Origin of the sequence: Streptomyces bathyalis, assembly GCF_015910445.1 — a bacterium.
GTDB lineage: Bacteria > Actinomycetota > Actinomycetes > Streptomycetales > Streptomycetaceae > Streptomyces > Streptomyces bathyalis.
On sequence record NZ_CP048882.1, the window covers coordinates 543586 to 565616 of the forward strand.

Consider the following 22031-nt stretch of genomic DNA (forward strand, 5'->3'; position numbering starts at 1 on the left):
GTGCAGGCGTCAGGCTGACGTAGGGGGCGCAAGCTGCCCATGGCCAGCGGTCGGCGCGGGTCCGTTCGGGGCCGTCGCCGTCACCGCCGCGAGGAGGCGGCCCTGCCTCACCGCTGTGCGCCCGGCCGCTCTCCTCGGTTCGTCAGGACTCCCGCGCCAGGGACGCGGCCTCCGCCGAGGAGACCGCCCTGCCCACGGCGCGCACGTCGTCGACAGCCCCGTCGAGCCCCTGGAAGAACGCGTTGCCCGACAGACCGCGGCCGACGACGAAGTTCCCACCGGAAGCGAAGTCGTCCTCGTGATCGGCGGTTCCGGCGAGCCTGCCGTTGACGTACAGGCGCAACTCGTCGTCGGCGTCGTCGTAGACACCCGTCAGATGTACGGACCGGCCCGCTTGGGGCTCCAGCGCCGAGACGGCCTCGTCGGCGTCGGAGCCCGCGTCGCCGGTGTCCTCCTCCGGCATGCTCATCTCGAACCGGGACTCGTCGGCGTCGTACTGGAGCATGAAGGCGCTGGAGTCCGACCCGTCCTGACTCAGGATCGTCTGGGAGACGTCCGTGCGGTCGAGCCTGACCTGCGCAGAGACGGTGAAGCTTCCGGTCGTGTCGATCAGGGGACCGTTCGACGCGACGAACTGTTCGCCGTCGAAGGCCAGCGCTCCCCCGGGCGTGGGTCTTGGACGGGACGCGCCGAAGAGCGTGCCCGCGTTGTTGTTCGCCGAACTGTCGGGCGTCACGCCGTCGCTGCTGACCTTGTCGAACAGCCACTCCACGGCCACGTTGCGCACGGCCGGCGACGAGGGCCGGTCGTCCGAACCGCCGCCGGGCGGCGCCGGCCGCGTCCTGGTGGGCTTCGACAAGGGCTTCCCCGTGGGGTTCGAAGTGGACTTCGCCGTCGCTGTCGCACGGGAAGGTCCTGCGGACTTCGAAGGGGAGGGCGAGGCCTTGACCGGCGACACCGGATCCTTCGCCTTCGGCTTCCCCGGGTCGGAGTCCCCGACGAATCCGAAGGCGAAGGCGGCGCCGACCGCGCAGACGCCGGCGACGGCCGTGCACCGCACGACCAGGTCGGTACGTCGCTTCGCCGTACGTGAGGCCGCACCCGTTCCGGCCGCATCGGGGGCGGCGTGCCGTCCCTTGCCGGCCGCGCGGCCCCCGAACCCCTGGCCTCCGGCACCAAGGGAGCCGGACATCGGACCCTGCGGCATCTGGCTGCCGGCGGGCAGAGCAGGGATCGCCGCGGTGGGAGCCATGCCGGCCCCGGGCATGAGCTCCTCGCGCACGCCACCCTGGTTCGCGTTCGCACTCTGCGCGGCGTACTCCGAACCGCCCCACGGCAGCAGCGCCTGCGCCAGGAGCGTGCCGGGGTCGTGCCGCAGACGCCCGAGATCACCGACGGCCCGGGAGCAGCGGGCACAACGCTCCAGGTGCGGCGCGACCTCGGCGGCGACGTTCGCGGACCTCGTGTCCCCGTAGGCGAGCACCAGCCGGTGGTAGAGACGGCATTCGTCCTGCATCCCGTTCAGCAGGACCTGGACGTAGGAGTTGTACAGCTCCTCCTGCGCACGGCCGGTGGCCACGACCACCTCACCCGGGCTCGCACCGATCAACCACCCGGTCAGCGCGTTGTCGTCGCGCTCGACCAACTGGTGCCACAGGACCGTCTGGCTGCGGCAGGGAATGCCGGCGACGGCGCGTGCCACGAGTGACGGGCGGTGGAATCCCGCCGGCGCGGTACTCCCCGGCACCACCAGGCTGTTGGCTTCCATCCACGCCGCCAGTTGGGGATTCAGCGCCGCCCGTCCGCTCGCGCGCGCCCATGCTGACGCCGTCTGAAGCACCGCGGAGAGCGCACCCGCACGTACGGCACCGCTGACGCTGCCCTCCGCCTGCTGCTGGAGCGCCTGCTGCCATGCCTGGTACGCGAGTTCGTCGGCGGCCCGCGGGCTCACCGCGCCGAAGGCGGCGTAGGCCCGAACGGCAGGGAAGTGGCGCCGCTCGAGCTCGTGCAGCGCGGCGCGGGAGATCTCTCCCCCTTCCCATATGAGACGGACCAGCTCCGCGTCAGAGAGGTATGCGCAATCCATCCGTTTCCCCCGATCCCGGTTCACGGCGTCTCCGGCGAGTCACGAAGATCACGAGGTCGTCTGGTCACGGGACTGATGCTTCGCGGGGGCTCGGGTGCCGGGTCCGAGTCGATGTCATGGGCGGTCGTCCCCAAGTCCAGCGCAAACAAGCCCCGAACGCCATAGTCAGCGCACACCTGAGGCGGAAGTGTGTGGGACCGGTGAGGTGGTTGGTGACCAGTGGTGGCGGTTCGTCCCTTCCACCGCGACGGCTCGTGCGGCGCCCGTTCACGCGGCTCGGCGCCTCCGGCGGGAGCCGGATGCCACCGAAGCGGTGCCAGTGATCGACGGGAGAGCGCCGGAAGCGATCACCAGGACGCTCCGCGGGGGCCGAGCCGGGGCGCTCACTTGCCGCCGGCCGCTCCCGCTCGCAGCCCGTCCATGACGAGATCGAGGAGCCGGCTGACGCGTGGCTGCCACTCGCCCCGCGGATCGATCTGCCAGAGGCCGGCGATGGCGAGGAGGAAGTCGTCCGCGGTCACTCCCGGACGGATGGTGCCGGCCTCCTCGTTGGCACGGAGCAGGAGTTCGGCGGCCCGCGTCACCGGTCCGTGGCCCGGCTTCTCCGCGTTCCCGGGCGCGCTGGTGGCCTGGCGGATGGCCTCCGCCAAACCGGCCTTGGCCATGGCGAACCGGGCGAGGCGGTCCATCCACTCCCGCAGCGCACGGTCCGGTTCGTAGGTCTTGATCAACTGGGCCGCGGCGTCAGCGACTTGCTGCATCTCGTGGCGGTAGACCTCCAGCACGAGGGCCTCGCGGCTGGGGAAGTTGCGGTAGAACGTGCCCTGCCCGACGCCTGCCTTCTTGGCGATCGCACTCAACGGGACGTTCGTGGATCGCGTCAGCTCTGCCAGGGCCACGTCGAGGATGCGCTCACGGTTGCGTCGTGCGTCCGAGCGCAGAGGCGCCTCCTTGCTCTGCCGCACTCGTCCTCCTCGCGGGTTCGCGCCCGAACCCGGGCTTGCCAAAACGGACAACTGTCCACTACGTTCTCCCGGTAACGGACAACCCTCCGGTTAGGTCCACCATAACGGCGAACGGGGCCGTCGGCGCTCCTCCTTCCCTCCCCGTTCTCGCAGCCGCCGTCGATACGTACGGTCCGTACGGCCGCGTCCCGTTCCTCTGCCTGCCGGAGGGTTCCGACGCGCTCCGATACGCGAAAGAAGGCTGAGCATGGACCCATCGACGTCCAGCGCCATCACCCTGAACATCAACGGCGAGAAACACACGCTGTCCGTCGACCACCGCACCACTCTCCTCGACGCGCTCCGCGAGCGTCTCGACCTGACGGGCACCAAGAAGGGCTGCGACCAAGGGCAGTGCGGCGCATGCACCGTTCTGCTCGACGGGCATCGGGCCGTCTCCTGCCTTCAGCTGGCGGTGGCCGCCGAGGGGCGCGAGATCACCACCATCGAGGGCGTGGCCGACGGGGAGCGGCTGCATCCGGTGCAGCAGGCGTTCCTGGACTTCGACGGCTACCAGTGCGGCTACTGCACACCGGGACAGATCTGTTCAGCCGTCGCCATGATCGAGGAGCACGCGGCGGGCTGGCCGAGCGCCGTCACGAGGGACGTGAGGAGTGCACCGCCGCCGCTGACTCCGGACGAGATACGGGAGCGGATGAGCGGCAACCTGTGCCGCTGCGGCGCCTATGTGCAGATCGTCGAGGCCGTCGCCCGGGCGGCTGCGGCCGGGACGGAGGCCGGGCAGGCCCGGAACGGGGCGGTGGCATGAGGGAGTTCGGCTACCAGCGCGTCCTCGATGTGTCCGGCGCCGTCGCACAGCTCGCGGCCGATCCGCAGGCCCGCTTCCTCGGAGGCGGCACCAACCTCGTCGACCTCATGAAGACCGGCGTCGAGCGGCCCGCTCTGCTCGTCGACGTCACGCGGCTTCCCCTCGGAGAGGTCGAGAGGACCGAGGACGGCGGCCTGCGCATCGGTGCGACCGTCACCAACAGCGACCTGGCCGCGCACCCCGAAGTCCGCCGCGACTACCCGGCGTTGGCGCAGGCAGTGCTCGCCGGCGCGTCCGGGCAGCTGCGCAACATGGCCACGGTCGGCGGGAATCTGCTCCAGCGCACCCGCTGCGGCTACTTCGCCGACGTGTCCCAGCCGTGCAACAAGCGCTCCCCCGGCACCGGTTGCCCCGCCATCGAGGGCGAGCACCACAACCACGCGATCCTGGGCGCCTCCCACCACTGTGTGGCCGTGCACCCCTCGGACATGGGCGTGGCGCTGGCCGCCTTCGACGCCGTCGTGCAGTACGAAACGGCGGACGGGCCGGGCCGGTTGCCCATGACGGAGTTCTACACGCCTGTCGGAGACACCCCGCATCTGGAGACGGCGCTGCCTTCCGGAGCGTTGATCACCGGCGTCACTCTGCCACCCGCTGCGGTCGCCGCCAACTCCCGCTACCGGAAGGTCCGCGAGCGGGCCTCGTACGCGTTCGCGATCGGATCCGTGGCCGCCGCGCTCGACGTCCGGGACGGTGCCGTGCACGATGCGCGCCTGGCCTTCGGGGCTGTCGCCTCACGTCCGTGGCGGGCCCGCGCGGCCGAGCGGGTGCTGGCCGGGGCACCGGCCACCGCCGAGACCTTCGCCGCCGCGGCGGAAGCGGAGCTCACGGCCGCCGAACCGCTGCCCCAGAACGGATACAAGGTGGGCCTGATCCGCAACCTGGTGGTGGCCGTGCTGACCGAACTGTCCGAGGAGGCCGCCCGATGACGACCACCACGACCGGAACCACTCCGGCGAAGAGTTCCCACGGCGCCGCGCACACCCGCGTGGAGGGCCTGGAGAAGGTCACCGGCGCGGCCCGCTACGCCGGCGACATCCCCTTCGCCGAACTCGCCCACGGCTGGCTGGTGTTGTCCACCGTCGCCCGCGGCCGCGTCGTCTCCGTCGAGACCGGACCCGTCCTCGAGATGCCCGGCGTTCTCGAAGTCCTGCACCACGGGAACGCGCCGCACGTGAACACCGACTATGTCGGCCTGCTCGGGCCTCCCGACCCGACCGTCGCCGTCTTCCAGAACGACCGCGTGCCGCACAGGGGCTGGCCGGTGGCGCTCGTCGTCGCCGAGACCTCCGAGCAGGCCAGGGAGGCCGCCGAGGCGCTGGTGGTGCAGTACGAGGAGGAGCCGCACGACATCGCGTTCGCCGCGGGCCGTCCTGACGCGTACGCGCACGACGGCATGGGTTCGGCGGTCGAGGAGAAGGGCGACCTAGAGGCCGAACTCGCCTCGTCCGCCGTGGTCGTGGACGAGGAGTACACGACGCCGGAGGAGCACCACAACCCGATGGAGCCGCACGCGGCGGCTGCTCGCTGGGAGGGCGGCCGCCTCGAAATCGTCGACTCCAACCAGGGCAGCACGTGGATCGTGAACGAGCTGGCGCAGCTGTTCTCGCTCGACCCGTCCTCCGTGCGGGTGGTGTCCGAACACGTCGGCGGAGCCTTCGGTTCCAAGGGCGTGCGTGCGCACCAGGTGGCCGCCGTGATGGCGGCGACCGTCCTCCAGCGCCCGGTCCGGGTCGTGCTGACCCGCCGGCAGATGTTCTCGCTCATCGGCTACCGGAGCCCGACGGCGCAGCGGATCAAGCTCGGGGCCGACGCCGACGGCCGGCTGCGCGCCCTGCAGCACGACTCGCTCAGCCTCACCTCGACCGTGCACGAGTTCGTCGAGGGATGCGCCGCTGTGGGGCGGGTGATGTACGACGCCGACGCCCACCACACGGCCAACCGGATCGTGCGGCTCGACGTGCCGAGCCCGACGTTCATGCGCGCGCCGGGTGAGGCACCGGGCTCGTTCGCGATCGAGTCGGCGCTCGACGAACTCGCCGAGAAGTGCGGCATCGACCCGATCGCGCTGCGCGCCCGCAACGATCCGCAGACCGGCCCCGTGTCCGGGCTGCCGTTCAGCAGCCGCCGCGTGATGGCCTGCTTCGAGGAGGGCGCCCGCAGGTTCGGCTGGGAGGGCCGGGACCCGCGTCCGGCCGTGCGGCGTGAGGGGCGGCTGCTGGTGGGGACCGGCACCGCCGCCGCCTCCTTCCCCGCACGTGCCGTTCCGTCCACGGGGGCGGTGACGGCGGAAGCGGACGGCACGTTCACGGTGCGGATCACAGCCGCCGACATCGGAACCGGCGCGCGCACCGCCCTGACCCTCGTCGCCGCCGAGGAGCTCGGCGTGGCTCCTGAACAGGTGCACGTCCGCATCGGCGACAGCGACTTCGGCCAGGCGATGATCGCCGGCGGTTCGATGGGGACCCGGTCCTGGGCGTGGGCGGTGACGTCCGCCGCGCGCGATCTGCGGGAGCAACTGGCCCTGGGCGGCAGCATTCCACCGGAGGGCATCACGGCGCGCTCCGACACCGCCGAGGCGATCGGGGCGCTCGCGGAGACCGAACGGCACTCGTTCGGGGCGCAGTTCGCGGAGGTCGCGGTGGACACCGCCACCGGCGAAGTACGTGTGCGGCGCATGCTCGGCATCTTCGCGGCGGGCCGGATCGTCAACCCGCTGACTGCGCGCAGCCAGTTCGTCGGCGGAATGACGTGGGGCATTTCCATGGCGCTGCACGAGGAGGCGTTCCGGGACCAGGCATCGGGAGCCAACGTCGGTGCGGACTTCGCGGGTTACCACGTCTCGGCGAACGCTGACGTGCCGCACATCGAGGCGGACTGGGTCGACGACCCGGAGCCGGACGACCCTGTCGGCATCAAGGGCATCGGCGAGATCGGCATCGTGGGCGCCGCCGCGGCGATCGCCAACGCGGTCTGGCACGCCACCGGCGTCCGGCACCGCGATCTGCCGATCCGGCCCGACCGCGTACTGACGGCGGAGGCCGGAGCAGGAGTCGCTGCGCCTGCTCCGTGAGCGCATGGGACAGGTGGGATGAGCGGCGGAACCGCCGGCCCGGGATCGGCAGTTGCAGCTGACCCCGGACAGCGGCCACTCCCCCGCGATCCACGGCGGATGCCGGCGGAGTTCCTGACCGGGAACCCCGCCGGCATCCGCAGCGCCGTCCGCGACGTCAGGTGCGCACCGCTTCGCCGGGTACGGCCTGCGGCTGTCCGGCGAGTGCCTCTGCCTCGGGCCGGGCGTGGTCGTCCGGCTGCTTCCCCCCGTCCCGTCCGCCGCGTGACGTCGGGGCGTCGGGGAGGCCCAGCAGCCCGAAGACCCGGTGGGCCGCGCCCGTCTCCCTCCGCAGGACCAGCCCCCAGACGGCGAGTGCGGCAAGGGGCGTTCCCGCCCACCAGCCGAGTTGGTGGATGAGCACGCTCGCGAGGACGGCAGAGCCCAGCGCCAGCCCGAAGACGGCGAGCAGGAAGGTTCCGACGATACGGAGCGCGCTGCGCATCTCGACGCCCGCCTCCCGCTGTCCGCTGCGGATCGCCGTGACCAGCACGTAGAACAGCACCGGCAGGAGCACCACACCCATGCCGGCCAGGGTCAGCCCGACGGCCGAGACCGCCCAGTCACCGGCCCGAGAGAGCAGCTCGCCGGGGCCGTGGCTCGCGGGCCACTCGGCGAACTCCTCGCGCCCCGGCGAGAAGAAGCGCTGGTAGCCCCGCCCGTCCCAGCCGTGGACGAGGATGAGGAACATCCCGAGGTAGCCGACGCCGGTCTGCAGAAAGGCCGCGTACACGCGCCCGCGTACGACGAGACGCCGTGCCACCTCGTATCCCAGCAGCCCCTGGCTGACGTTCGTGAGCGCGAACAGCGCGACCAGCCAGCCGGGCAGAGCCCCGTGCCCGCCGGCGACCTGCATGGTCTCCCAGTCGGGAAAGCTCCACAGCAGCCATATCCCGCTCGGCGCGAACAGCATGCCGCAGTAGACGGCGGTGGCGAGGAAGTAGGGGGGCGGCTGCTGCGGACCGCCCTTCCCGGACGGCCGTTGGGGGCGCGCCTGCCGGAGGTGGAAGGCCGCGGCGGTCCCGAAGCCCGCCCCGATCCCGTAGGCCCAGAAGACGTCGACTTGCACCATGAGCTGGATCCCTTCTCGGAATGACATGTCATTCTGCTCGGTGGGCAAAGAAAAGGCCGGGGCTGCTTCGCCCCGGCCGGCGGGCCGCCGGCGTCAGGTGCCTCCGAGCCCGTCGAACATGAGCGTCTCCACCGTCCGGATCCACGAGGTGCGCATCTCCTCGGCGTCCCGGACGTGGAGCAGTTGCGCGCACCCGGCGAGGATCATGCCGTTCACGGCCAGACCGACCACCTGCGGGTCCAACTCCCGGCGTACGAAGCCCCTCGTCTGACCGTTGCGGATGAAGGCGGCCGTATAGGCGCCTGCGTTCTCCACGGCGGAGCCGAGGACTCCCGGGTCGGTACGTGCTATGGCCGCCGCGTCGTAGAACAGCACCCGGGCCAGATCGGGCTCGGCGACCACGAGGTCGAAGAGCTTGTTGCCGATGCGCCGCACCTGCTCCCGGTACTCCCCCAGGGAACGGGAGGACTGCGGATCCTCATCGGCGATCGCGTCCTGCATCTGCCCGAGTGCGCGGACGACGAGGCTGCGGGCGATGTCCTCCTTGTTCTTGAAGTAGCGGTAGAACGTCCCGTGCCCGGCGCCCAGTTCGCGGGCGATGTCGGCGATCCCGGTCGCGTGGTACCCCTTCTCGGCGATGACCTTGCCGGCAGCACGGAGGATGACCTCCCGCTTGTCCACCACACCTTGGGGCACAGCGCTCACCTGGTTCCTTCACCGCCGATCCGACCGGAATGACGTGTCATTCTCGTGTCGGGTCCGGTGAGTGTCAACCCGGCCAGGCGCACTTCGCGGGCAGGGACGTCCCAACTCGCGGCGTTCCCCCTCGTCTTCGGCGCCGTGAGAATGCCCGGCTTCGGCCGACGGCGTCGCCGGTTGTCCGGTCAGCCGGTGGGACGGGATATGTAGCGTCCCTCCGGCCGGCCCGTCACCTCACCGTTCGCGCAGACGGGACGGCCGCGCAGGAACGTCGCCCTCACGCTCGCGCCGATCTCCAGGCCCTGCATGGGCGAATACTCCTGCACCGACTCGGAGTTGGCCGCGTCCACCGTCCATGAGCGGTCGGGATCGACGAGGGCCAGGTCCGCGTCGTAGCCCTCGGCGATCATCCCCTTGGAGCGAAGACCGAAGCGCTGTGCGGGATTCCAGGACGTGAGCTCCGCGACCTTCTGGAGCGGGAGGCCGTGGGAGCCGGCGGCGCCGGCCAGGCCCGGGAGCAGGTACTCGGTACCGCCGAAGCCCGACTTGGCCGCGAAGACGTCGCTCTTCGGGTCGCCGAACTTCACCTCCTCCTTGCAGCACGCGTGGTCGCTGACGACCCAGTCGACGTTGCCCGCCACGAGGTGCTCCCAGAGCGCGTCGACGTCCTCCTGCGGGCGCAGCGGCGGGTTGACCTTGCCGCCGATGCCCGAGGCGGTCTCGATGTTCACGAGCAGGTGGCCGATGGTGACCTCGCGGCGGAAGTCGACCTGGGGGAAGGTCCTGGCCATCAGCATCGCGGACTCGATCGCCCGGCGCGAGGAGAGGTGCAGCAGATTGATGTTGGGCAGTTCGGTCTCCGCGGCGAGGAAGCTCGCGATGGTGACCGCCAGCCCCTCCGAGTGCGGCGGCCGGGACGCGCTGTAGGCGGCGAGGCCGGTCAGTTCGCCCTCCTCCTCGACGAGCTTGGTGTACGCCGTCATGATCTCCGCGGTCTCGCAGTGCAGGGACAGGGAGATCGCGTCGGCCAGCTCGGGGTACTTCTCCCGCGCCGCCTGCACGCCGCGCATCACGAACTCGAAGTGCGCCAGGTCGTACCGCTCGTCCGGCGGGATCATCAGGAACGAGTTCTGGTCCGACGAGCGGCCGTGCAGGCCGTGGCTCCCGTAGAACATGAACACCTTGAACGAGGGGACACCGAAGCGGCCGATCAGCTCCGGGATCTCCTCGATGTGCGACTTCTGCATCGGGGCGAGATGGAAGCCGTAGTCGACGTGGCTGCGGCCCTCGGAGGCCTCGAGGACGAGGGGGAAGACCTCGTCGTAGCTGCCGCCGCGGTTCATGTAGTACTGCCCCGTGCGCATGTACGTGAGCGCCGTCGTCACTCCGCCCTGTGCGCAGGCGCGGCTCTCGCTCGCCGTGTCGTCGGACAGCGGGTTGTAGATCCCCCAGTGCTGGTGCGCGTCGACGACGCCCGGGAAGGCCAACAGCCCCTTGCCGTCGGTCACTTCGCGCGCGTTCTCGGCCGGGATGTCCGGTGCGATGCGCCGGAAGACGCCGTCCGAGACGGCGATGTCCGTCGTCGGGATGTCCGCCACGTCGTGCCTCACCAGTCGCACGTTCTTGATCAGCCGGTCGAATTCCGTCATCGCGCTGTGCCCTCTCCATGTGCGTACGTGCATGACAGGGTGTTCGCCGCCTGCCAGGCAAGACCCAGCGCGGGCAGCAGGCCGTTGCCCGCGAGATAGCCGTCGGCGCCGTGGCCCGAGATGCCGTGTGCCGCGCCGCCCGATGCGAAGAGACCGCCGATCGGTGCGCCGTCCCGGTTCAGCACCCGCGCCTCACCGTCGACGGCGAGCCCGCCCTGCGTGTGGAACAGGGCGGGAACGACCTCAACGGCCGCGTACGGTGCCCGAAGTGGCTGCTCGAAGTAGGTGCGGCCGAACCTGTCGTGCCCTCCCGTACCGGAGGCCCGCGACACCTGTTCCGCGACGGAGGCCGCCAGCGCCTCCGGGTCGAGTCGGGTGCGCTCGGCGAGCGTGTCGACGTCGTCGGCCCACAACAGCGCACCCGCCTCGACGGTCCGCCGGAAGTCGGTGAAGGAAGCACACAGGTCGTGAATGCGCCGGTCGAGCACGATCCAGCCGCGCGAGCCGGGGCGGGCCGCGAGCGCCGCGGCGAACTCCGAGTAGCCGGTGGTCTCGTCGCCGAAGCGGTCGCCCGCCGTGTCGACCATGATCCCGCCGTGCATCACCGTGGCCCAGCCGACCAGCGTCCGCGAGCGGCGGGCGAGTGCGGCGTGACCCTGGTAGGCGTCCATGAAGGCGGACGCGGCCCCCTGGCGCAGCCCGATCTCCAGGCCGTCCCCGAGCGAGAACTGCCCGCCGTGGTACTCGGCCGTCGCAGCCTCCGGCATGTGCCGCGTCACCAGCTCGCGGTTCGCGCCGTATCCGTTGGTCGCGAGCAGCACCCCGCGGGCCGGGACGGTCTCCCGGTAGGCGCTCGGGTACTGGATCACCGCCCCGGTGACGTCGCCGACGGCATCGAGGGTGACGTCCACGACGCGGGCCGGCACCAGCAGATCGACGCACGGCTGAGCCCGCACCCGTCCGTACAGATGGCGCAGCAGTGCGGATCCGTGCCGCCCGTCGACCGTGTGCAGCCGGTCGGCGGAGTGCCCCGGGTAGCTGAAGTCCCGTACGAGGTGGAGGGGAAGGTCCGCGCTGTCGGCCAGCCACTCCACGAGAGGCGCGCTGAGCCCGGCGAGCGCGGCGGCCAGCACGGGGTCGGCGGCGCCGCGCGTCTTGGCGGAGATGTCGGCGAGGAAGCGCTCCGGGCCGTCCTCGACTCCCGCCGCCGACTGCCAGCGTGTGCCCGCCCCCGGGATCATCGCCGTGGACATCGAGGTGTTGTTGCCGCGCAGGAAGTGCTCGTCCGGGTCCACGACCAGCACGCTGAGTCCGGCTTCGGCCGCTCGCAGGGCACCGGCCAGGCCTCCGCCGGCGCCGGCCACCACCAGGTCGACCGCCGCCTGGTACCTCATGCCGTCACTCCGGTCGGCGGGCACCTTCTCCACCTCCCTCGGTTCGTTCCGTTCAGCGGAACACTCTGGGACCACGATGATTTCAACGCCGCCGGAGGACGTCAATGCCTGACGAGGAATCCAAGTAACAGCCTCGTTGTTCGAGGAACAACCCTTGACCGTCGTCGAGTACCGGTGCTTCCCTGTCGTTCCATTGAGCGGTACGGCTTCGGTGCCGTATCAAATCTCGCGGAAGGGAGCAGGTGAGAATGGGCCCATGACGACTCAATCCGGAACCGAGACCGCGGGCCGCGTGATCGACGTCCTGCTGCTGTTCACGGACGGGACGGACGAGCTCGGGGTGTCCCGGATCGCACGCGAACTCGGCCTGAGCAAGGCCGTCGTGCACCGCATCCTGCAGACGCTCGTCGCCCGCGGCATGGTGACGCTCGACCAGCACACCCGGCTCTACCAGCTCGGTCCCACAGCGGCCGCACTCGGTGCACGCGCCCTGCGCGATCTCGACCTGCGGGCCGTCGCCGCGAACACCCTGCGGCGGCTTCAGGAGGAGACGCGCGAGACGGTGACCCTCACCGCGCTGGTGCCGGGCGGACGGGCCTACGTCGACCAGATCGTCAGCACCCACGAGGTGAAGATGACCGTCGAACTCGGCCGCAGATTCCCGCTGCACGCCGGCAGTTCCGGCAAGGCGGTGCTGGCGTTCCTGCCGGAGGGACGGCGCGAGGAGATCCTTGCCGCCGGGCTTCCGGCGCTGACCGGCAGCACGCCGACCGACGCGGCGCGTCTGCGTGCCGAGCTGGACTCGGTACGGGACTCGGGATACGCGAGCTCCGCCGGTGAGCGTCAGGCCGACGCCGGATCGGTGGCCGCGCCCGTCTTCGGCCTCGACGGCGACGTCCGCGGAGCGGTGTCCGTATGCGGTCCGCGTTCCCGCTTCACGCCCGAGTTCGTCCGCGACTGCGCGCCCCACGTCCTCGATGCGGCCCACGACATCTCCCATGCGCTCGGATGGCCCGGCGCGAAGGAAGGATCACGATCTCCATGACCGACACCGACCCCGCGGACGCAGCCGGGTCCGGCGCCGCGCTCGACGGCGTCAAGGTGCTGGACATCGCCACGCTCTTCGCGGGCCCCCTCGCCGCCACCCTGCTCGGCGACTACGGCGCCGACGTCATCAAGGTCGAGCACCCCAGAGGCGACCCGGTGCGCAGCCACGGGGCGAGCAAGGACGGCGTGGGCCTGTGGTGGAAGATGCTCTCCCGCAACAAGAAGGCGATCACCCTGTACCTCGGCAGCCCCGAGGGGCAGGAGACCTTCCGCCGCATGGTCGCGGACGCCGACGTCGTCATCGAGAACTTCCGGCCGGGGACTCTTGAGCGCTGGGGCCTCGGCCACGACGTGCTCAGCGAGATCAACCCCCGCCTCGTCCTGGCCCGCGTCACGGGCTTCGGCCAGTACGGGCCGTACTCCGGGCGTCCCGGATTCGGCACCCTCGCCGAGGCGATGAGCGGGTTCGCGGCCATCACCGGCGAACCCGACGGGCCGCCCACGCTGCCGCCCTTCGGGCTGGCCGACGGGGTGTCGGCCCTGACTGCCGCGTTCGGCATCATGACCGCGCTGCACGCGCGGGAGCGCACCGGCCGCGGCCAGGTGCTCGACCTCGCGATCATCGAGCCGATGGTCACCCTGCTGGGACCGCAGGCCATCACCTACGACCAGCTCGGCGAGCTTCAGCCGCGCACCGGCAACAGGTCCGCGAACAACGCGCCACGCAACACCTACCGCACCAGGGACGGCAGTTGGGTCGCCGTCTCCACCAGTGCCCAGTCCGTCGCGGAGCGGGTGATGCGGCTCGTGGGCCGTCCCGAGTTCGTGGACGAGCCGTGGTTCGCCTCGGGAGCCGAGCGTGCGAAGCACGCGGACGAGCTGGACGAGGCGGTCGGCTCCTGGATAGCGCAGCGCACCCGCGGCGAGGTCACCGAGGCCTTCGAGGCGGCGAACGCCGCCATCGCCCCCGTCTACGAGATGAGCGACATCTTCACCGACCCCCAGTACCAGGCGCTGGAGACCATCACCACGGTCGACGACGAGGAACTGGGTCCCATCCGCTTCCAGAACGTGCCGTTCCGGCTCAGCGAGACGCCCGGCGAAGTCCGCTGGCCGGGACCCCGGAAGGGCCGCGACAACGCAGAGGTGCTCGGTGCGTACGGCGTCGGCGCCGACGAGCTCGCCGACCTGGCCGAACGGGGCATCGTATGACCGCCCCCGGCCGGACCGGCACCGGCCCTCCGCCCGTCACGGCCGTGCGGTCCTGGCTGTACGTCCCCGCCACCAGGCCCGAACTCCTGGAGAAGGCGATGAGCGGCTACGCCGACGCCGTCGTGCTCGACCTCGAGGACTCGGTGCCCGACCAGCGCAAGGACGAGGCACGCTCCTACGCGGCCGAGGCCGCCGCACGTACCTGGCCCAAGCCGCTGTGGATCCGCATCAACCAGGTCCAACTCGCGCACGGCAAGGCCGACTTGGCCGCCCTCGCCGACGTACCCGTGCAGGGCCTGAGGCTGCCCAAGTGCGAGGCGCCGCAGCAGATCGCGACCGTTCTCGGCCGCGTCGAGGCGCCTGTGCATCTCCTCATCGAGACCGCGCTCGGTGTCGAGCGCGCCTTCGAACTCGCCACCGCCGCGCCGCAGGTGACGCTCGTGTCGCTCGGCGAGGCGGACCTCGGCGCGGACCTGCGGGTGCGCGCGGACGACGCGCTCGGCTGGGCCCGCGGTCGCGTCGTCAACGCGGCCCGGGCCGCCGGACTCGCCCCTCCCGTGCAGAGCGTGTGGACCGACGTGGCGGACCTGGAAGGTCTCTCGGTCAGCACCGAGCGGGCCCGCGACCGCGGCTTCCACGGCCGGTCCGTCGTGCACCCGGCGCAGATCGGCCCCGTCAACGATGCCTTCACTCCGAGACCGGCGGAAATCGAGGCCGCCCGCCGGCTCGTCGACTCCCTGCGGAAGGCCGGTGACGCCGGCAGCGCCGCCTGGCTCGACGACGACGGCCGGCTGATCGACCCGGCGGTCGTCGCCCGGGCCCATTGGGTCCTCGAACTGGCGACGGGCCGCGTACCGGCCGGCTGACCAGGCGGACGCGGAAGCGCACAGCACCTTCCCACTCCCCACCCATTCCTGATCCCCACTCAGCTTTAGGCTCCTCCTTTCCCCTCACCGTTCACGCAAGGCAGGACATGACCGCAGTACCGCACCCCCCTAACCCGTTGCTCGACGCGTTGCCTTCCGAGCCGCACATCGTCGAGCTGGGCCAGCCGTTGTTCACCGGCATGCCGTGCTCGCCCAACCACCCCGGATTCCGGATGACCCTGGCACGCCGCCACGGCGACATGGTCCGGGCCGACGGGGGTTCCGCCTCCAGCGAAGTGATCATCACGGGCGGTCACGTGGGCACCCACATCGACGCCCTGTCCCACGTCAGCCACGACGGCAAGCTGCACGGCGGCGTCGACGCCGGCGAGGCGCAGTCCGGCGGCGCTTTCTCACAGCACGGTGCCGAGCAGATCCCGGCCATGGTGACGCGGGGCGTCCTCCTCGATGCCGCCGCCGCCCTCGGAGCGGACACGCTGCCCGGCGGATACGGCGTCACCGCCGAGGACCTGGAGCGCGCTGCCGCACTCGGCGGTGCGGAACCCCGCCAGGGCGACGTCGCTCTCGTACGGACCGGCTGGGCGCGGAACTTCGACGACCCGGTGGCCTATCTCGGCAAGGAGTCCGGCGTGCCGGGCATCACCGAGAGCGCCGGCGAATGGCTGGCCGCCCGCGGTGTCCGGGCCGTCGGCGCGGACACGACCGCGTGCGAGCAGATCCCGGCGGGTGCCGGTCACAGCCTGCTGCCCGTCCACCGGCTGCTGCTGGTCGAGAGCGGCATCTACATCATGGAGCACCTGGCACTCGATGATCTCGCGGCCGCCGGCGTGCACGAATTCCTCTTCGTCGTCGCTCCGTTGAGGATCGTCGGCGGCACCGGCTCCCCGATCCGCCCGCTGGCGGTGGTGGCATGACATTCGCGGCTCCCGCCGGGCTCACTCCGGCGCAGCAGCTCGCCCGGTTCGCCGTCGAGGTGGCCTCGGAGGGCCTCGACGCCGACTTGAGCGAGAAGGTCGCAGGACACCTGCTCGATCTGCTCGGCAACAGCCTCGCCGCGCTGCCCATGCGCCCGGGCATGGCGGTGCGTGAACTGGCCGAGGAGTGGGGCGGTTCCCCCACCGCCACCGTCATCGGCTCCCTCACACGGCTGCCCGCGCCGTCGGCCGCGCTCGTCAACGGAACCCTCGCGCACAGCCTGGACTTCGACGACACCCATCTGCCCTCCGTGCTGCACCCCTCGTCCTCGGTGCTGCCGGCCGCGCTTGCGGTCGCGGAAGCGTCCGGCGCCAGCGGGGCACGGCTGCTGGCCGCGTCCGCCGCCGGGATCGAGGTCACCTGCCGGCTCGGTATGGCCCAGTACGACGAGGAGTTGGGCAACTCGGTCTTCTTCGACCGCGGTCTGCACGCGACCGCCATATGCGGTGCCGTCGGCGCTGCCGTGGCGGCGGCCGTGCTGCGCGGCCTGGACGCCGACGGTGTGTGCTCAGCGATCGGCATCGCGGCCAGCATGGGCTCCGGGATCATCGAGGCGAACCGCACCGGCGGCACCGTCAAGCGCGTCCACTGCGGATGGGCGGCGCACGCGGGCGTGGTCGCGGCGGACATGGCGCGGCTCGGGCTGACAGGACCGCCGACCGTCCTGGAGGGCAGGTTCGGCTTCTTCCAGGCGTACTGCGGCGACCGGTACGACGAGGAGATGGCCGAGGAGGCCCTCACCGGGGAACTCGGTCAACGCTGGGAGCTGTCACGGCTGTTCATCAAGCCGTACCCGTGCAATCACTTCACGCACGCCGGGGTGGACGCGGCGATGCGGATGCGGAGGCGCGGCATCGACCCCGGTTCCGTGGCCCGGCTGACGCTCGGGGTTCCCGCCCCCGTGCTGCGTACGATCGCCGAACCCGCCGCGGAGAAGGCACGCCCTCATTCCGGCTACCACGCGGCGTTCAGCGGACCGTACACCGTGGCCGCCGGGCTGCTCTCGCCGTGGGCGTGCGGCCCGGGCTGGTCTCCGCCCGGCCTGTCGAACGGGAACGCCCTCCCCGGCTCGCCCCGGGCGGCCGGACTCGGCGTATTTCACGAGGACTTCACCGACGAGGCCGCCGCGGACCCCGCGCGTCTCGCCCTCGCCGCCCGCGTGACCTGCGTCGCGGACGAGGAGTGCACCAGGATCTTCCCCCACCAGTTCCCCGCCGTGCTCACCGCAGAACTCGGCGACGGCTCCACCGTCACCGAGCGGGTGATGGTCAACAGGGGCAGCCCGGAAAACCCCCTCCATGCCGGAGAGCTCACTGCCAAGTACACCGCCAACGCCCTCGGCGCCGGCGGTCCGCGGGCCGTGAGGGATCTGGCCGACGAGGTCTGGAACATCCGCAACTCCCTCGACACCGCGGGTCTGACCCGTGCGCTGTCCAACGTGGTGGCCGGCACGTGAGGCGCCACAGCATCCGCACCGCACCAGCGTGAGGTGAACCCCATGCCCACCCGGACCCGGACCCAGTACCGCTGGCTGACGCTCACCCTGATCGTCGCCCTCATCGTCATCAACTACATCGACAGAAGCGCGATCAGCTTCGCGATCGAACCGCTCACCAAGGCCTTCGGCATCACGAAGTACGAGTACGGGCTGATCAGCAGCGCCTTCTCCATCGGCTACATGGTGTTCGCGTTCCTCGCGGGGCCGCTGGTCGACCGTTACGGCTCGCGGCGGGTCCTGCTGGCCGGTGTGCTCCTGTGGTCGGTCGTCACCGCGGTGACTCCCGTGAGCGGTTCCTTCATGGGCCTGTTCGTGGTCCGGATCATCCTCGGTGCCGGTGAGGGTCCGGGCTTCCCCGCCGCGACCCGTACCGTCAGCCGCTGGATGCCGCAGAGGGAACGCGGCATCGCGCTCGCCATGGTCGGCGGCGTCGCCGTGTCCGGTTCGCTGCTGATCGGCGGGCCCGTGATGACCCAGCTCATAGCGGGAGTCGGCTGGCGCGGCATGTTCTGGGTGCTCGCCGGCATCGGTGTTCTGTGGTTCGCCATCGCCTTCGCGCTGCTGCGGGACACGCCGGCCGAGAGCCGGCGGGTGTCGGAGGAGGAGCGTGCCTACATCGCGGCGGGACAGCTCGCTGAGGAACGCCCCTCCAAGGACAAGGTCCGCTGGCGCCCCCTGCTGACCAACCGGAACCTGTGGATCATCGCGGTCGGCTACTTCGCGTGGGGCTTCATGTTCTGGGGCTTCATGTACTGGCTGCCGGGCTACCTGTCCGACCAGTACGACCTGACGATCACCGCGGTGGGCCTGTTCTCCGTGGCTCCATGGGCGGCCGGCGTGGTCGGCGCGATCATCGGCGGTGTCCTCACCGACCGGATCTTCAAGAGGACGGGAAGCCCCAGGAGCCGGCTGACCATCATGGGGCTTGCGCTCCTGGGATCCGGTGCCTCGCTGATCCCGATCTTCGTGGCACCGTCGCTGACGGTGTCGGTGACCTTCATCTCGATCGGTGTCGGTATCGGGTTCGTGACCGGCGGCATCTGGTGGGTCGCGTCGATCGACGCGCTGCCCGCACAGCCCGGTGCGGCCGCCGGGTTCGCCGACGCGGCCTTCGCCCTCTCGGGCGTCGTCGCGCCGTCCGTGATGGGCTTCATCGTCACCTCGACCGGCAGCTACTCCAGCGGCTTCGTGGTGATGACGGCGCTGGCGGTGACCGGGGCGGCGGCGATGCTTCTGCTGCCGAAGCGGGACCTGCCGCGTCAGGTGCGCCCGCCCGCCGAGACCGGCGCCGGGCAGCCGGACCTGGCGGCCAAGTCACCGTAGCGGGCGGTGTGTCGGAAGCCCGTCGGGAAGACCGGGCGTTCGAAGGAGGTGGGTCCCGGCACGCGCGGCCTCCCGGCTGCGTGGCCCGGGGCCCACTTCGGCCTGCGGCGGCGTGACGAATCCGGGCCGTGAGGCGTCCATGGACAGGGGAGATCAGGCGTTGGCCGAGGCCGTGAGGCGGGCCGCCAAGTCGCGTACGGCGCCTCGCAGTTCCTCCGGGCGCCGGATCGTGAACGGACGGCCGAACCCGGCGAGGAGCTGGGCCATACCGTCGAGGCTCTCGGCACGCGCACGCATCAGGACACCGCCCGTCGTCTCGCTGAGGGTTGCTGCCGAGGGCGGAATCCACTTGGCGGCCTGCTGAAGGGTCGTCTCCAGCACCACCTCGACCTCGTGCGTATAGGGAACGGCCGCCAGGGACTGTGTGACGTGCTGGACCGGGTCGAGATCGTCGAGCACGTCGAAGGTGGCGTCTCCCAGGTCGACCGAGAGCACCCGGTCCGCGCGGAAGGTGCGGGTCTGGCCGCTGCGGTGGTCGTGCCCCACGAAGTACCAGCGGCCGGAGTGGAAGACCAGACCGTACGGGTCCACCTCGCGCTCGCTGTCGCTGCCCTTCCACGACCGGTACCGCATCCGCACGCGCCGGCGCTCGCGCGCCGCCTGCGCCAGGACCAGCACCGTCCCGGTCGCGGGAGCTGCGCCTTCACGGGAGGCGAGGGTGAAGCCGAGGGTCTCCTGGAGGGCCTGGACCCGGTCGCGGAGCGAGCGCGGCAGCACTCGCTGCACCTTTGCCAGAGCGCTTTCGGCGGCGTCGCCCGGCAGGCCGAGTCGGCGTCCCGCCAGGAGTCCGAGCACCACGGCCGTCGCCTCGTCGTCGTTGAGCATCAGGGGCGGCAGTTTGTAGCCGGGCATCAGGCGGTAGCCGCCGTACCGGCCGCGTTCGGCCGTCACCGGGATGCCCAGCTCGGCCAGGCGGCCCGCGTATCTGCGGACCGTCCGCTCGTCGACACCGAGCCGCTCGGCGAGGGCCGCGCCGCTCATCCGCTGGTGCGCCTGCATCAGCTCCAGCATGGCCAGCACCCGCGTCGTGGGATGGGACACGAGTCACCTCGCAAATCCGGGCGGATCCTGTCCGGTATCGGGTCCACCCTAGTCACGTAGGTGCGGAAGACACAGGTGAAAGGTGGACGGGATGGCCACGATCGTGCTGGTACCCGGGTTCTGGTTCGGCGCCTGGGCCTGGGAAGAGGTGACGCGTGACCTGCGGGAGGCCGGGCACGACGTCCATCCGGTCACGCTGACCGGGCTGGCCGACCGGGCGGCGGAGGCCACCGCCGAGGTGGGCCTCGCGACCCACATCGCGGACATCGTCCACGTCATCGAGGACGGGGACCTGCGGGAGGTGGTGCTGGTCGGTCACAGCGGAGCGAACATGCCGGTCACCGGAGCCGCCGACCGTATCCCGGAGAGACTCGCGCGGATCGTCTACGTGGACAGCGGCCCCATGCCCGACGGCCTGGCCGGAATCGACTTCCACGAGCCGCAGGCGCGGGAGCAACTGCGCCGGCAGGTCGCGGAGGAAGGCGAAGGCTGGAGCATCCCGGTGCCCGCGTTCGACCCGGACGCCGACCCCGTGAATCTGGCGGAACTGTCCGAGGCGCATCTGACGCGCATGCGCGCGCTGGGCACTCCGCAGCCGTTCGGCACGGCGGCGGATCCCCTGGACCGTCCGGCGGTCCTGCCGTCGACCCCGCGTTCGGTGATCATGTCCACCTTCACCCCTGAGCAGGTGCGCATGGTCGCCGGAACGGGGAATCCGGTCTTCGAGCTGATGGCCGGGATGGACATGCACCATCTGCCCACCGGTCACTGGCCGATGTTCTCCCGCCCCCGCGAACTGGCCGCCGTCCTGGGCGAGATCGCGGGCTGACGGACGCGCCTCGTACGGAGGAGGAGGGGAGGAGGAACTCCCGCCGCTGTGCGGCGAGTCTGCCGCCGCCCCGGCCCCGGTCCTCATGCGTCCGGGCCCTCCCCGTCCGAGCGGCCGCCGACGCGTGCCGCGACCACCGCGGGGTCGTAGCGGATGACCGTCTCCTTCACGAGCCCGTCCTCGTCGAGCAGGATCCGGTCGATGCCGTCGAACACGAACGGTCCGCTCTCGCCGGTGCCGTGGGCCACCCAGTGAATGAAGAGGCAGCCGTCGTTCTCGGCGTGTTCGGCGACTTCGAGGTGGAGGTCGGGGACGAGTTCCAGTAGCCGCGCGATCCGGTCCCTGTAGGCCTCCCTGCCCCGCACGGGTTCGGGGTCGCCCGGCCAGTCACCGACGACGTCCTCGGCGAGAAGCATCACCCGGGTCGCGTCCGGTTTCGCCCAGAACCCCGCCCACAGGCCGACGTTGAAGGGAGTCTTCGCCGCATACGCCCGCACGCGGTCCTCGGTGTCTCCGGTCATCTGAGCAGCCTCACTCTCCCGTGCACGAATGATGTGCGGGAAGCGTGTCCGCCGGCGCCGGGCACCGGCAATTACCTGCCGGGTAATGGCGTAATGGCCTCTTGGGACAGGTGAGTTGAGCGCCCCACGTCGCGTGATCCGGCGGCGGCCCGTCTGCGGGCCAGGGCACGTCCGCCCAGGGGGCGCGGCTCAAGCGCGCCGGTAGTGAAGCCCGACGGCGCCGTGCGCGAGGGCCGTTGTTTCGGCCAGGCTCCACTTGGACGCGGGAAGGCCGTCCGGGAACAGACGCAGGCCGCCGCCCACCAAGGTCGGCACCATGGCGAAGCGCACGTCGTCGACCAGGTCGGCGCGCAGCAACGCATGGATGATGCTTGCGCTGTTGAGCACGAGGATGTCTCGCCCAGGTGCGCGCTTGAGAGCGGCGACCTCCGCCTCGAGGTCGCCGGCGACACGTGAGTTGTTCCAGTCCGCCTTCTCCAGGGTGCGGGAGAACACCACCTTCTCGACGGTGTCGAGCCAGGTTCCCAGGTCGCGGGTGCGGGGATCGGTGGCCGGGTCCCTGGTGATCGACGGCCACACGGAGTGGAAGCCTTCGTAGTTCGTCCTGCCGAGCAGCGCCGTGTCGGCGCCACGCCAGATGCCTTCGAAGTAGACAGCCGTCCCTTCCTGCATCGCGTGCTCGTACAGCCAGGTGTCGTGCTGGGGGCCGTCGGGTCCGCTGGTGAAGCCGTCCATCGACACGCTCGCCCAGGTGACGACCCTCCGGCTCGCTCCGCTCGGCGAGGCGGACATG

At 71.2% G+C, this 22031-nt stretch carries 19 protein-coding genes; 10 read left to right on the forward strand and 9 right to left on the reverse strand.

The features are described 5' to 3' along the window. Positions 1-142: 142 nt before the first annotated feature. A complete protein-coding gene (locus tag G4Z16_RS02450) occupies positions 143-2086 on the reverse strand; it encodes a LamG domain-containing protein (RefSeq protein ID WP_197348946.1) in 1944 nt (647 codons plus the stop codon). Positions 2087-2469: 383 nt separating this feature from the next. Continuing rightward, the gene (locus tag G4Z16_RS02455) at positions 2470-3051 is read right to left on the reverse strand and encodes a TetR/AcrR family transcriptional regulator (RefSeq protein WP_197348947.1); all 582 of its coding nucleotides are present in this window, start codon (positions 3049-3051) and stop codon (positions 2470-2472) included. 247 nt (positions 3052-3298) lie between these two features. Between G4Z16_RS02455 and G4Z16_RS02460 the strand changes: the two genes are divergently transcribed. The 3 genes from G4Z16_RS02460 to G4Z16_RS02470 are packed head-to-tail and all read left to right on the forward strand — an operon-like array spanning position 3299 to position 6992. Further along, positions 3299-3859: a 2Fe-2S iron-sulfur cluster-binding protein gene (locus G4Z16_RS02460; protein WP_197348948.1), complete on the forward strand. Its 561-nt coding sequence runs from the start codon at positions 3299-3301 to the stop codon at positions 3857-3859. Next, a complete protein-coding gene (locus G4Z16_RS02465) occupies positions 3856-4848 on the forward strand; it encodes an FAD binding domain-containing protein (RefSeq protein WP_197348949.1) in 993 nt (330 codons plus the stop codon). The genes G4Z16_RS02460 and G4Z16_RS02465 overlap by 4 nt, the downstream gene beginning before the upstream one ends. Continuing rightward, the gene (locus G4Z16_RS02470) at positions 4845-6992 is read left to right on the forward strand and encodes a xanthine dehydrogenase family protein molybdopterin-binding subunit (RefSeq protein WP_197348950.1); all 2148 of its coding nucleotides are present in this window, start codon (positions 4845-4847) and stop codon (positions 6990-6992) included. The genes G4Z16_RS02465 and G4Z16_RS02470 overlap by 4 nt, the downstream gene beginning before the upstream one ends. A gap of 157 nt (positions 6993-7149) precedes the next feature. Here the strand turns inward: G4Z16_RS02470 and G4Z16_RS02475 are convergent, their stop codons facing one another. The 4 genes from G4Z16_RS02475 to G4Z16_RS02490 all read right to left on the reverse strand — a co-directional run bounded on the left by G4Z16_RS02475 (position 7150) and on the right by G4Z16_RS02490 (position 11845). Next, positions 7150-8103 carry a hypothetical protein gene (locus G4Z16_RS02475; RefSeq protein WP_197348951.1) on the reverse strand — a complete coding sequence of 318 codons (954 nt, stop codon included), beginning with the start codon at positions 8101-8103 and terminating at the stop codon, positions 7150-7152. 93 nt (positions 8104-8196) lie between these two features. After that, positions 8197-8808: a TetR/AcrR family transcriptional regulator gene (locus G4Z16_RS02480; protein WP_197348952.1), complete on the reverse strand. Its 612-nt coding sequence runs from the start codon at positions 8806-8808 to the stop codon at positions 8197-8199. A gap of 179 nt (positions 8809-8987) precedes the next feature. Beyond that, positions 8988-10451: a dihydroorotase gene (locus tag G4Z16_RS02485; RefSeq protein WP_197348953.1), complete on the reverse strand. Its 1464-nt coding sequence runs from the start codon at positions 10449-10451 to the stop codon at positions 8988-8990. Next, entirely contained in the window at positions 10448-11845 is a 1398-nt protein-coding gene (locus tag G4Z16_RS02490) for an FAD-dependent oxidoreductase (protein WP_197348954.1), read from the reverse strand. Before G4Z16_RS02490 ends, G4Z16_RS02485 begins: the two co-directional genes overlap by 4 nt. Positions 11846-12101: 256 nt before the next feature. Here G4Z16_RS02490 and G4Z16_RS02495 point away from each other — a divergent pair, with 256 nt between their 5' ends. The 6 genes from G4Z16_RS02495 to G4Z16_RS02520 all read left to right on the forward strand — a co-directional run bounded on the left by G4Z16_RS02495 (position 12102) and on the right by G4Z16_RS02520 (position 18787). Further along, on the forward strand, positions 12102-12890 hold the full coding sequence (locus G4Z16_RS02495; protein ID WP_197348955.1) for an IclR family transcriptional regulator: 789 nt from the start codon (positions 12102-12104) through the stop codon (positions 12888-12890). Then, positions 12887-14104 carry a CaiB/BaiF CoA transferase family protein gene (locus tag G4Z16_RS02500; protein ID WP_197348956.1) on the forward strand — a complete coding sequence of 406 codons (1218 nt, stop codon included), beginning with the start codon at positions 12887-12889 and terminating at the stop codon, positions 14102-14104. The genes G4Z16_RS02495 and G4Z16_RS02500 overlap by 4 nt, the downstream gene beginning before the upstream one ends. After that, on the forward strand, positions 14101-14970 hold the full coding sequence (locus G4Z16_RS02505; RefSeq protein ID WP_197348957.1) for an HpcH/HpaI aldolase/citrate lyase family protein: 870 nt from the start codon (positions 14101-14103) through the stop codon (positions 14968-14970). The genes G4Z16_RS02500 and G4Z16_RS02505 overlap by 4 nt, the downstream gene beginning before the upstream one ends. 107 nt (positions 14971-15077) lie before the next feature. After that, complete coding sequence (locus tag G4Z16_RS02510) at positions 15078-15905, forward strand: cyclase family protein (protein ID WP_197348958.1); 828 nt, start codon at positions 15078-15080, stop codon at positions 15903-15905. Further along, positions 15902-17422, forward strand: coding sequence for an MmgE/PrpD family protein (locus G4Z16_RS02515; protein WP_197348959.1), 1521 nt, complete (start codon positions 15902-15904; stop codon positions 17420-17422). Before G4Z16_RS02510 ends, G4Z16_RS02515 begins: the two co-directional genes overlap by 4 nt. Positions 17423-17464: 42 nt before the next feature. Then, entirely contained in the window at positions 17465-18787 is a 1323-nt protein-coding gene (locus G4Z16_RS02520) for an MFS transporter (protein ID WP_197348960.1), read from the forward strand. A 153-nt stretch (positions 18788-18940) separates the two neighbouring features. Here the strand turns inward: G4Z16_RS02520 and G4Z16_RS02525 are convergent, their stop codons facing one another. Next, positions 18941-19888: a helix-turn-helix transcriptional regulator gene (locus tag G4Z16_RS02525; RefSeq protein WP_197348961.1), complete on the reverse strand. Its 948-nt coding sequence runs from the start codon at positions 19886-19888 to the stop codon at positions 18941-18943. Between the two features lie 91 nt (positions 19889-19979). Between G4Z16_RS02525 and G4Z16_RS02530 the strand changes: the two genes are divergently transcribed. Continuing rightward, positions 19980-20717, forward strand: coding sequence for an alpha/beta fold hydrolase (locus tag G4Z16_RS02530; RefSeq protein WP_197348962.1), 738 nt, complete (start codon positions 19980-19982; stop codon positions 20715-20717). Positions 20718-20800: 83 nt separating this feature from the next. On the opposite strand, the gene G4Z16_RS02535 is transcribed toward G4Z16_RS02530, so the two are convergent. Together G4Z16_RS02535 and G4Z16_RS02540 are read right to left on the reverse strand one after the other, a co-directional pair. Next, positions 20801-21238: a nuclear transport factor 2 family protein gene (locus G4Z16_RS02535; RefSeq protein ID WP_197348963.1), complete on the reverse strand. Its 438-nt coding sequence runs from the start codon at positions 21236-21238 to the stop codon at positions 20801-20803. A 189-nt stretch (positions 21239-21427) separates the two neighbouring features. After that, a complete protein-coding gene (locus tag G4Z16_RS02540) occupies positions 21428-22030 on the reverse strand; it encodes a dihydrofolate reductase family protein (RefSeq protein WP_197348964.1) in 603 nt (200 codons plus the stop codon). Position 22031: the final 1 nt, after the last annotated feature.

Coding starts and splice junctions, on each gene's coding strand:
- G4Z16_RS02450 (WP_197348946.1), bottom strand. CDS start 2,086: ATGGATTGCGCATACCTCTCTGACGCGGAGCTGGTCCGTCTCATATGG.
- G4Z16_RS02460 (WP_197348948.1), top strand. CDS start 3,299: ATGGACCCATCGACGTCCAGCGCCATCACCCTGAACATCAACGGCGAG.
- G4Z16_RS02465 (WP_197348949.1), top strand. CDS start 3,856: ATGAGGGAGTTCGGCTACCAGCGCGTCCTCGATGTGTCCGGCGCCGTC.
- G4Z16_RS02470 (WP_197348950.1), top strand. CDS start 4,845: ATGACGACCACCACGACCGGAACCACTCCGGCGAAGAGTTCCCACGGC.
- G4Z16_RS02475 (WP_197348951.1), bottom strand. CDS start 8,103: ATGGTGCAAGTCGACGTCTTCTGGGCCTACGGGATCGGGGCGGGCTTC.
- G4Z16_RS02485 (WP_197348953.1), bottom strand. CDS start 10,451: ATGACGGAATTCGACCGGCTGATCAAGAACGTGCGACTGGTGAGGCAC.
- G4Z16_RS02490 (WP_197348954.1), bottom strand. CDS start 11,845: ATGAGGTACCAGGCGGCGGTCGACCTGGTGGTGGCCGGCGCCGGCGGA.
- G4Z16_RS02495 (WP_197348955.1), top strand. CDS start 12,102: ATGACGACTCAATCCGGAACCGAGACCGCGGGCCGCGTGATCGACGTC.
- G4Z16_RS02500 (WP_197348956.1), top strand. CDS start 12,887: ATGACCGACACCGACCCCGCGGACGCAGCCGGGTCCGGCGCCGCGCTC.
- G4Z16_RS02505 (WP_197348957.1), top strand. CDS start 14,101: ATGACCGCCCCCGGCCGGACCGGCACCGGCCCTCCGCCCGTCACGGCC.
- G4Z16_RS02510 (WP_197348958.1), top strand. CDS start 15,078: ATGACCGCAGTACCGCACCCCCCTAACCCGTTGCTCGACGCGTTGCCT.
- G4Z16_RS02515 (WP_197348959.1), top strand. CDS start 15,902: ATGACATTCGCGGCTCCCGCCGGGCTCACTCCGGCGCAGCAGCTCGCC.
- G4Z16_RS02520 (WP_197348960.1), top strand. CDS start 17,465: ATGCCCACCCGGACCCGGACCCAGTACCGCTGGCTGACGCTCACCCTG.
- G4Z16_RS02530 (WP_197348962.1), top strand. CDS start 19,980: ATGGCCACGATCGTGCTGGTACCCGGGTTCTGGTTCGGCGCCTGGGCC.
- G4Z16_RS02535 (WP_197348963.1), bottom strand. CDS start 21,238: ATGACCGGAGACACCGAGGACCGCGTGCGGGCGTATGCGGCGAAGACT.
- G4Z16_RS02540 (WP_197348964.1), bottom strand. CDS start 22,030: ATGTCCGCCTCGCCGAGCGGAGCGAGCCGGAGGGTCGTCACCTGGGCG.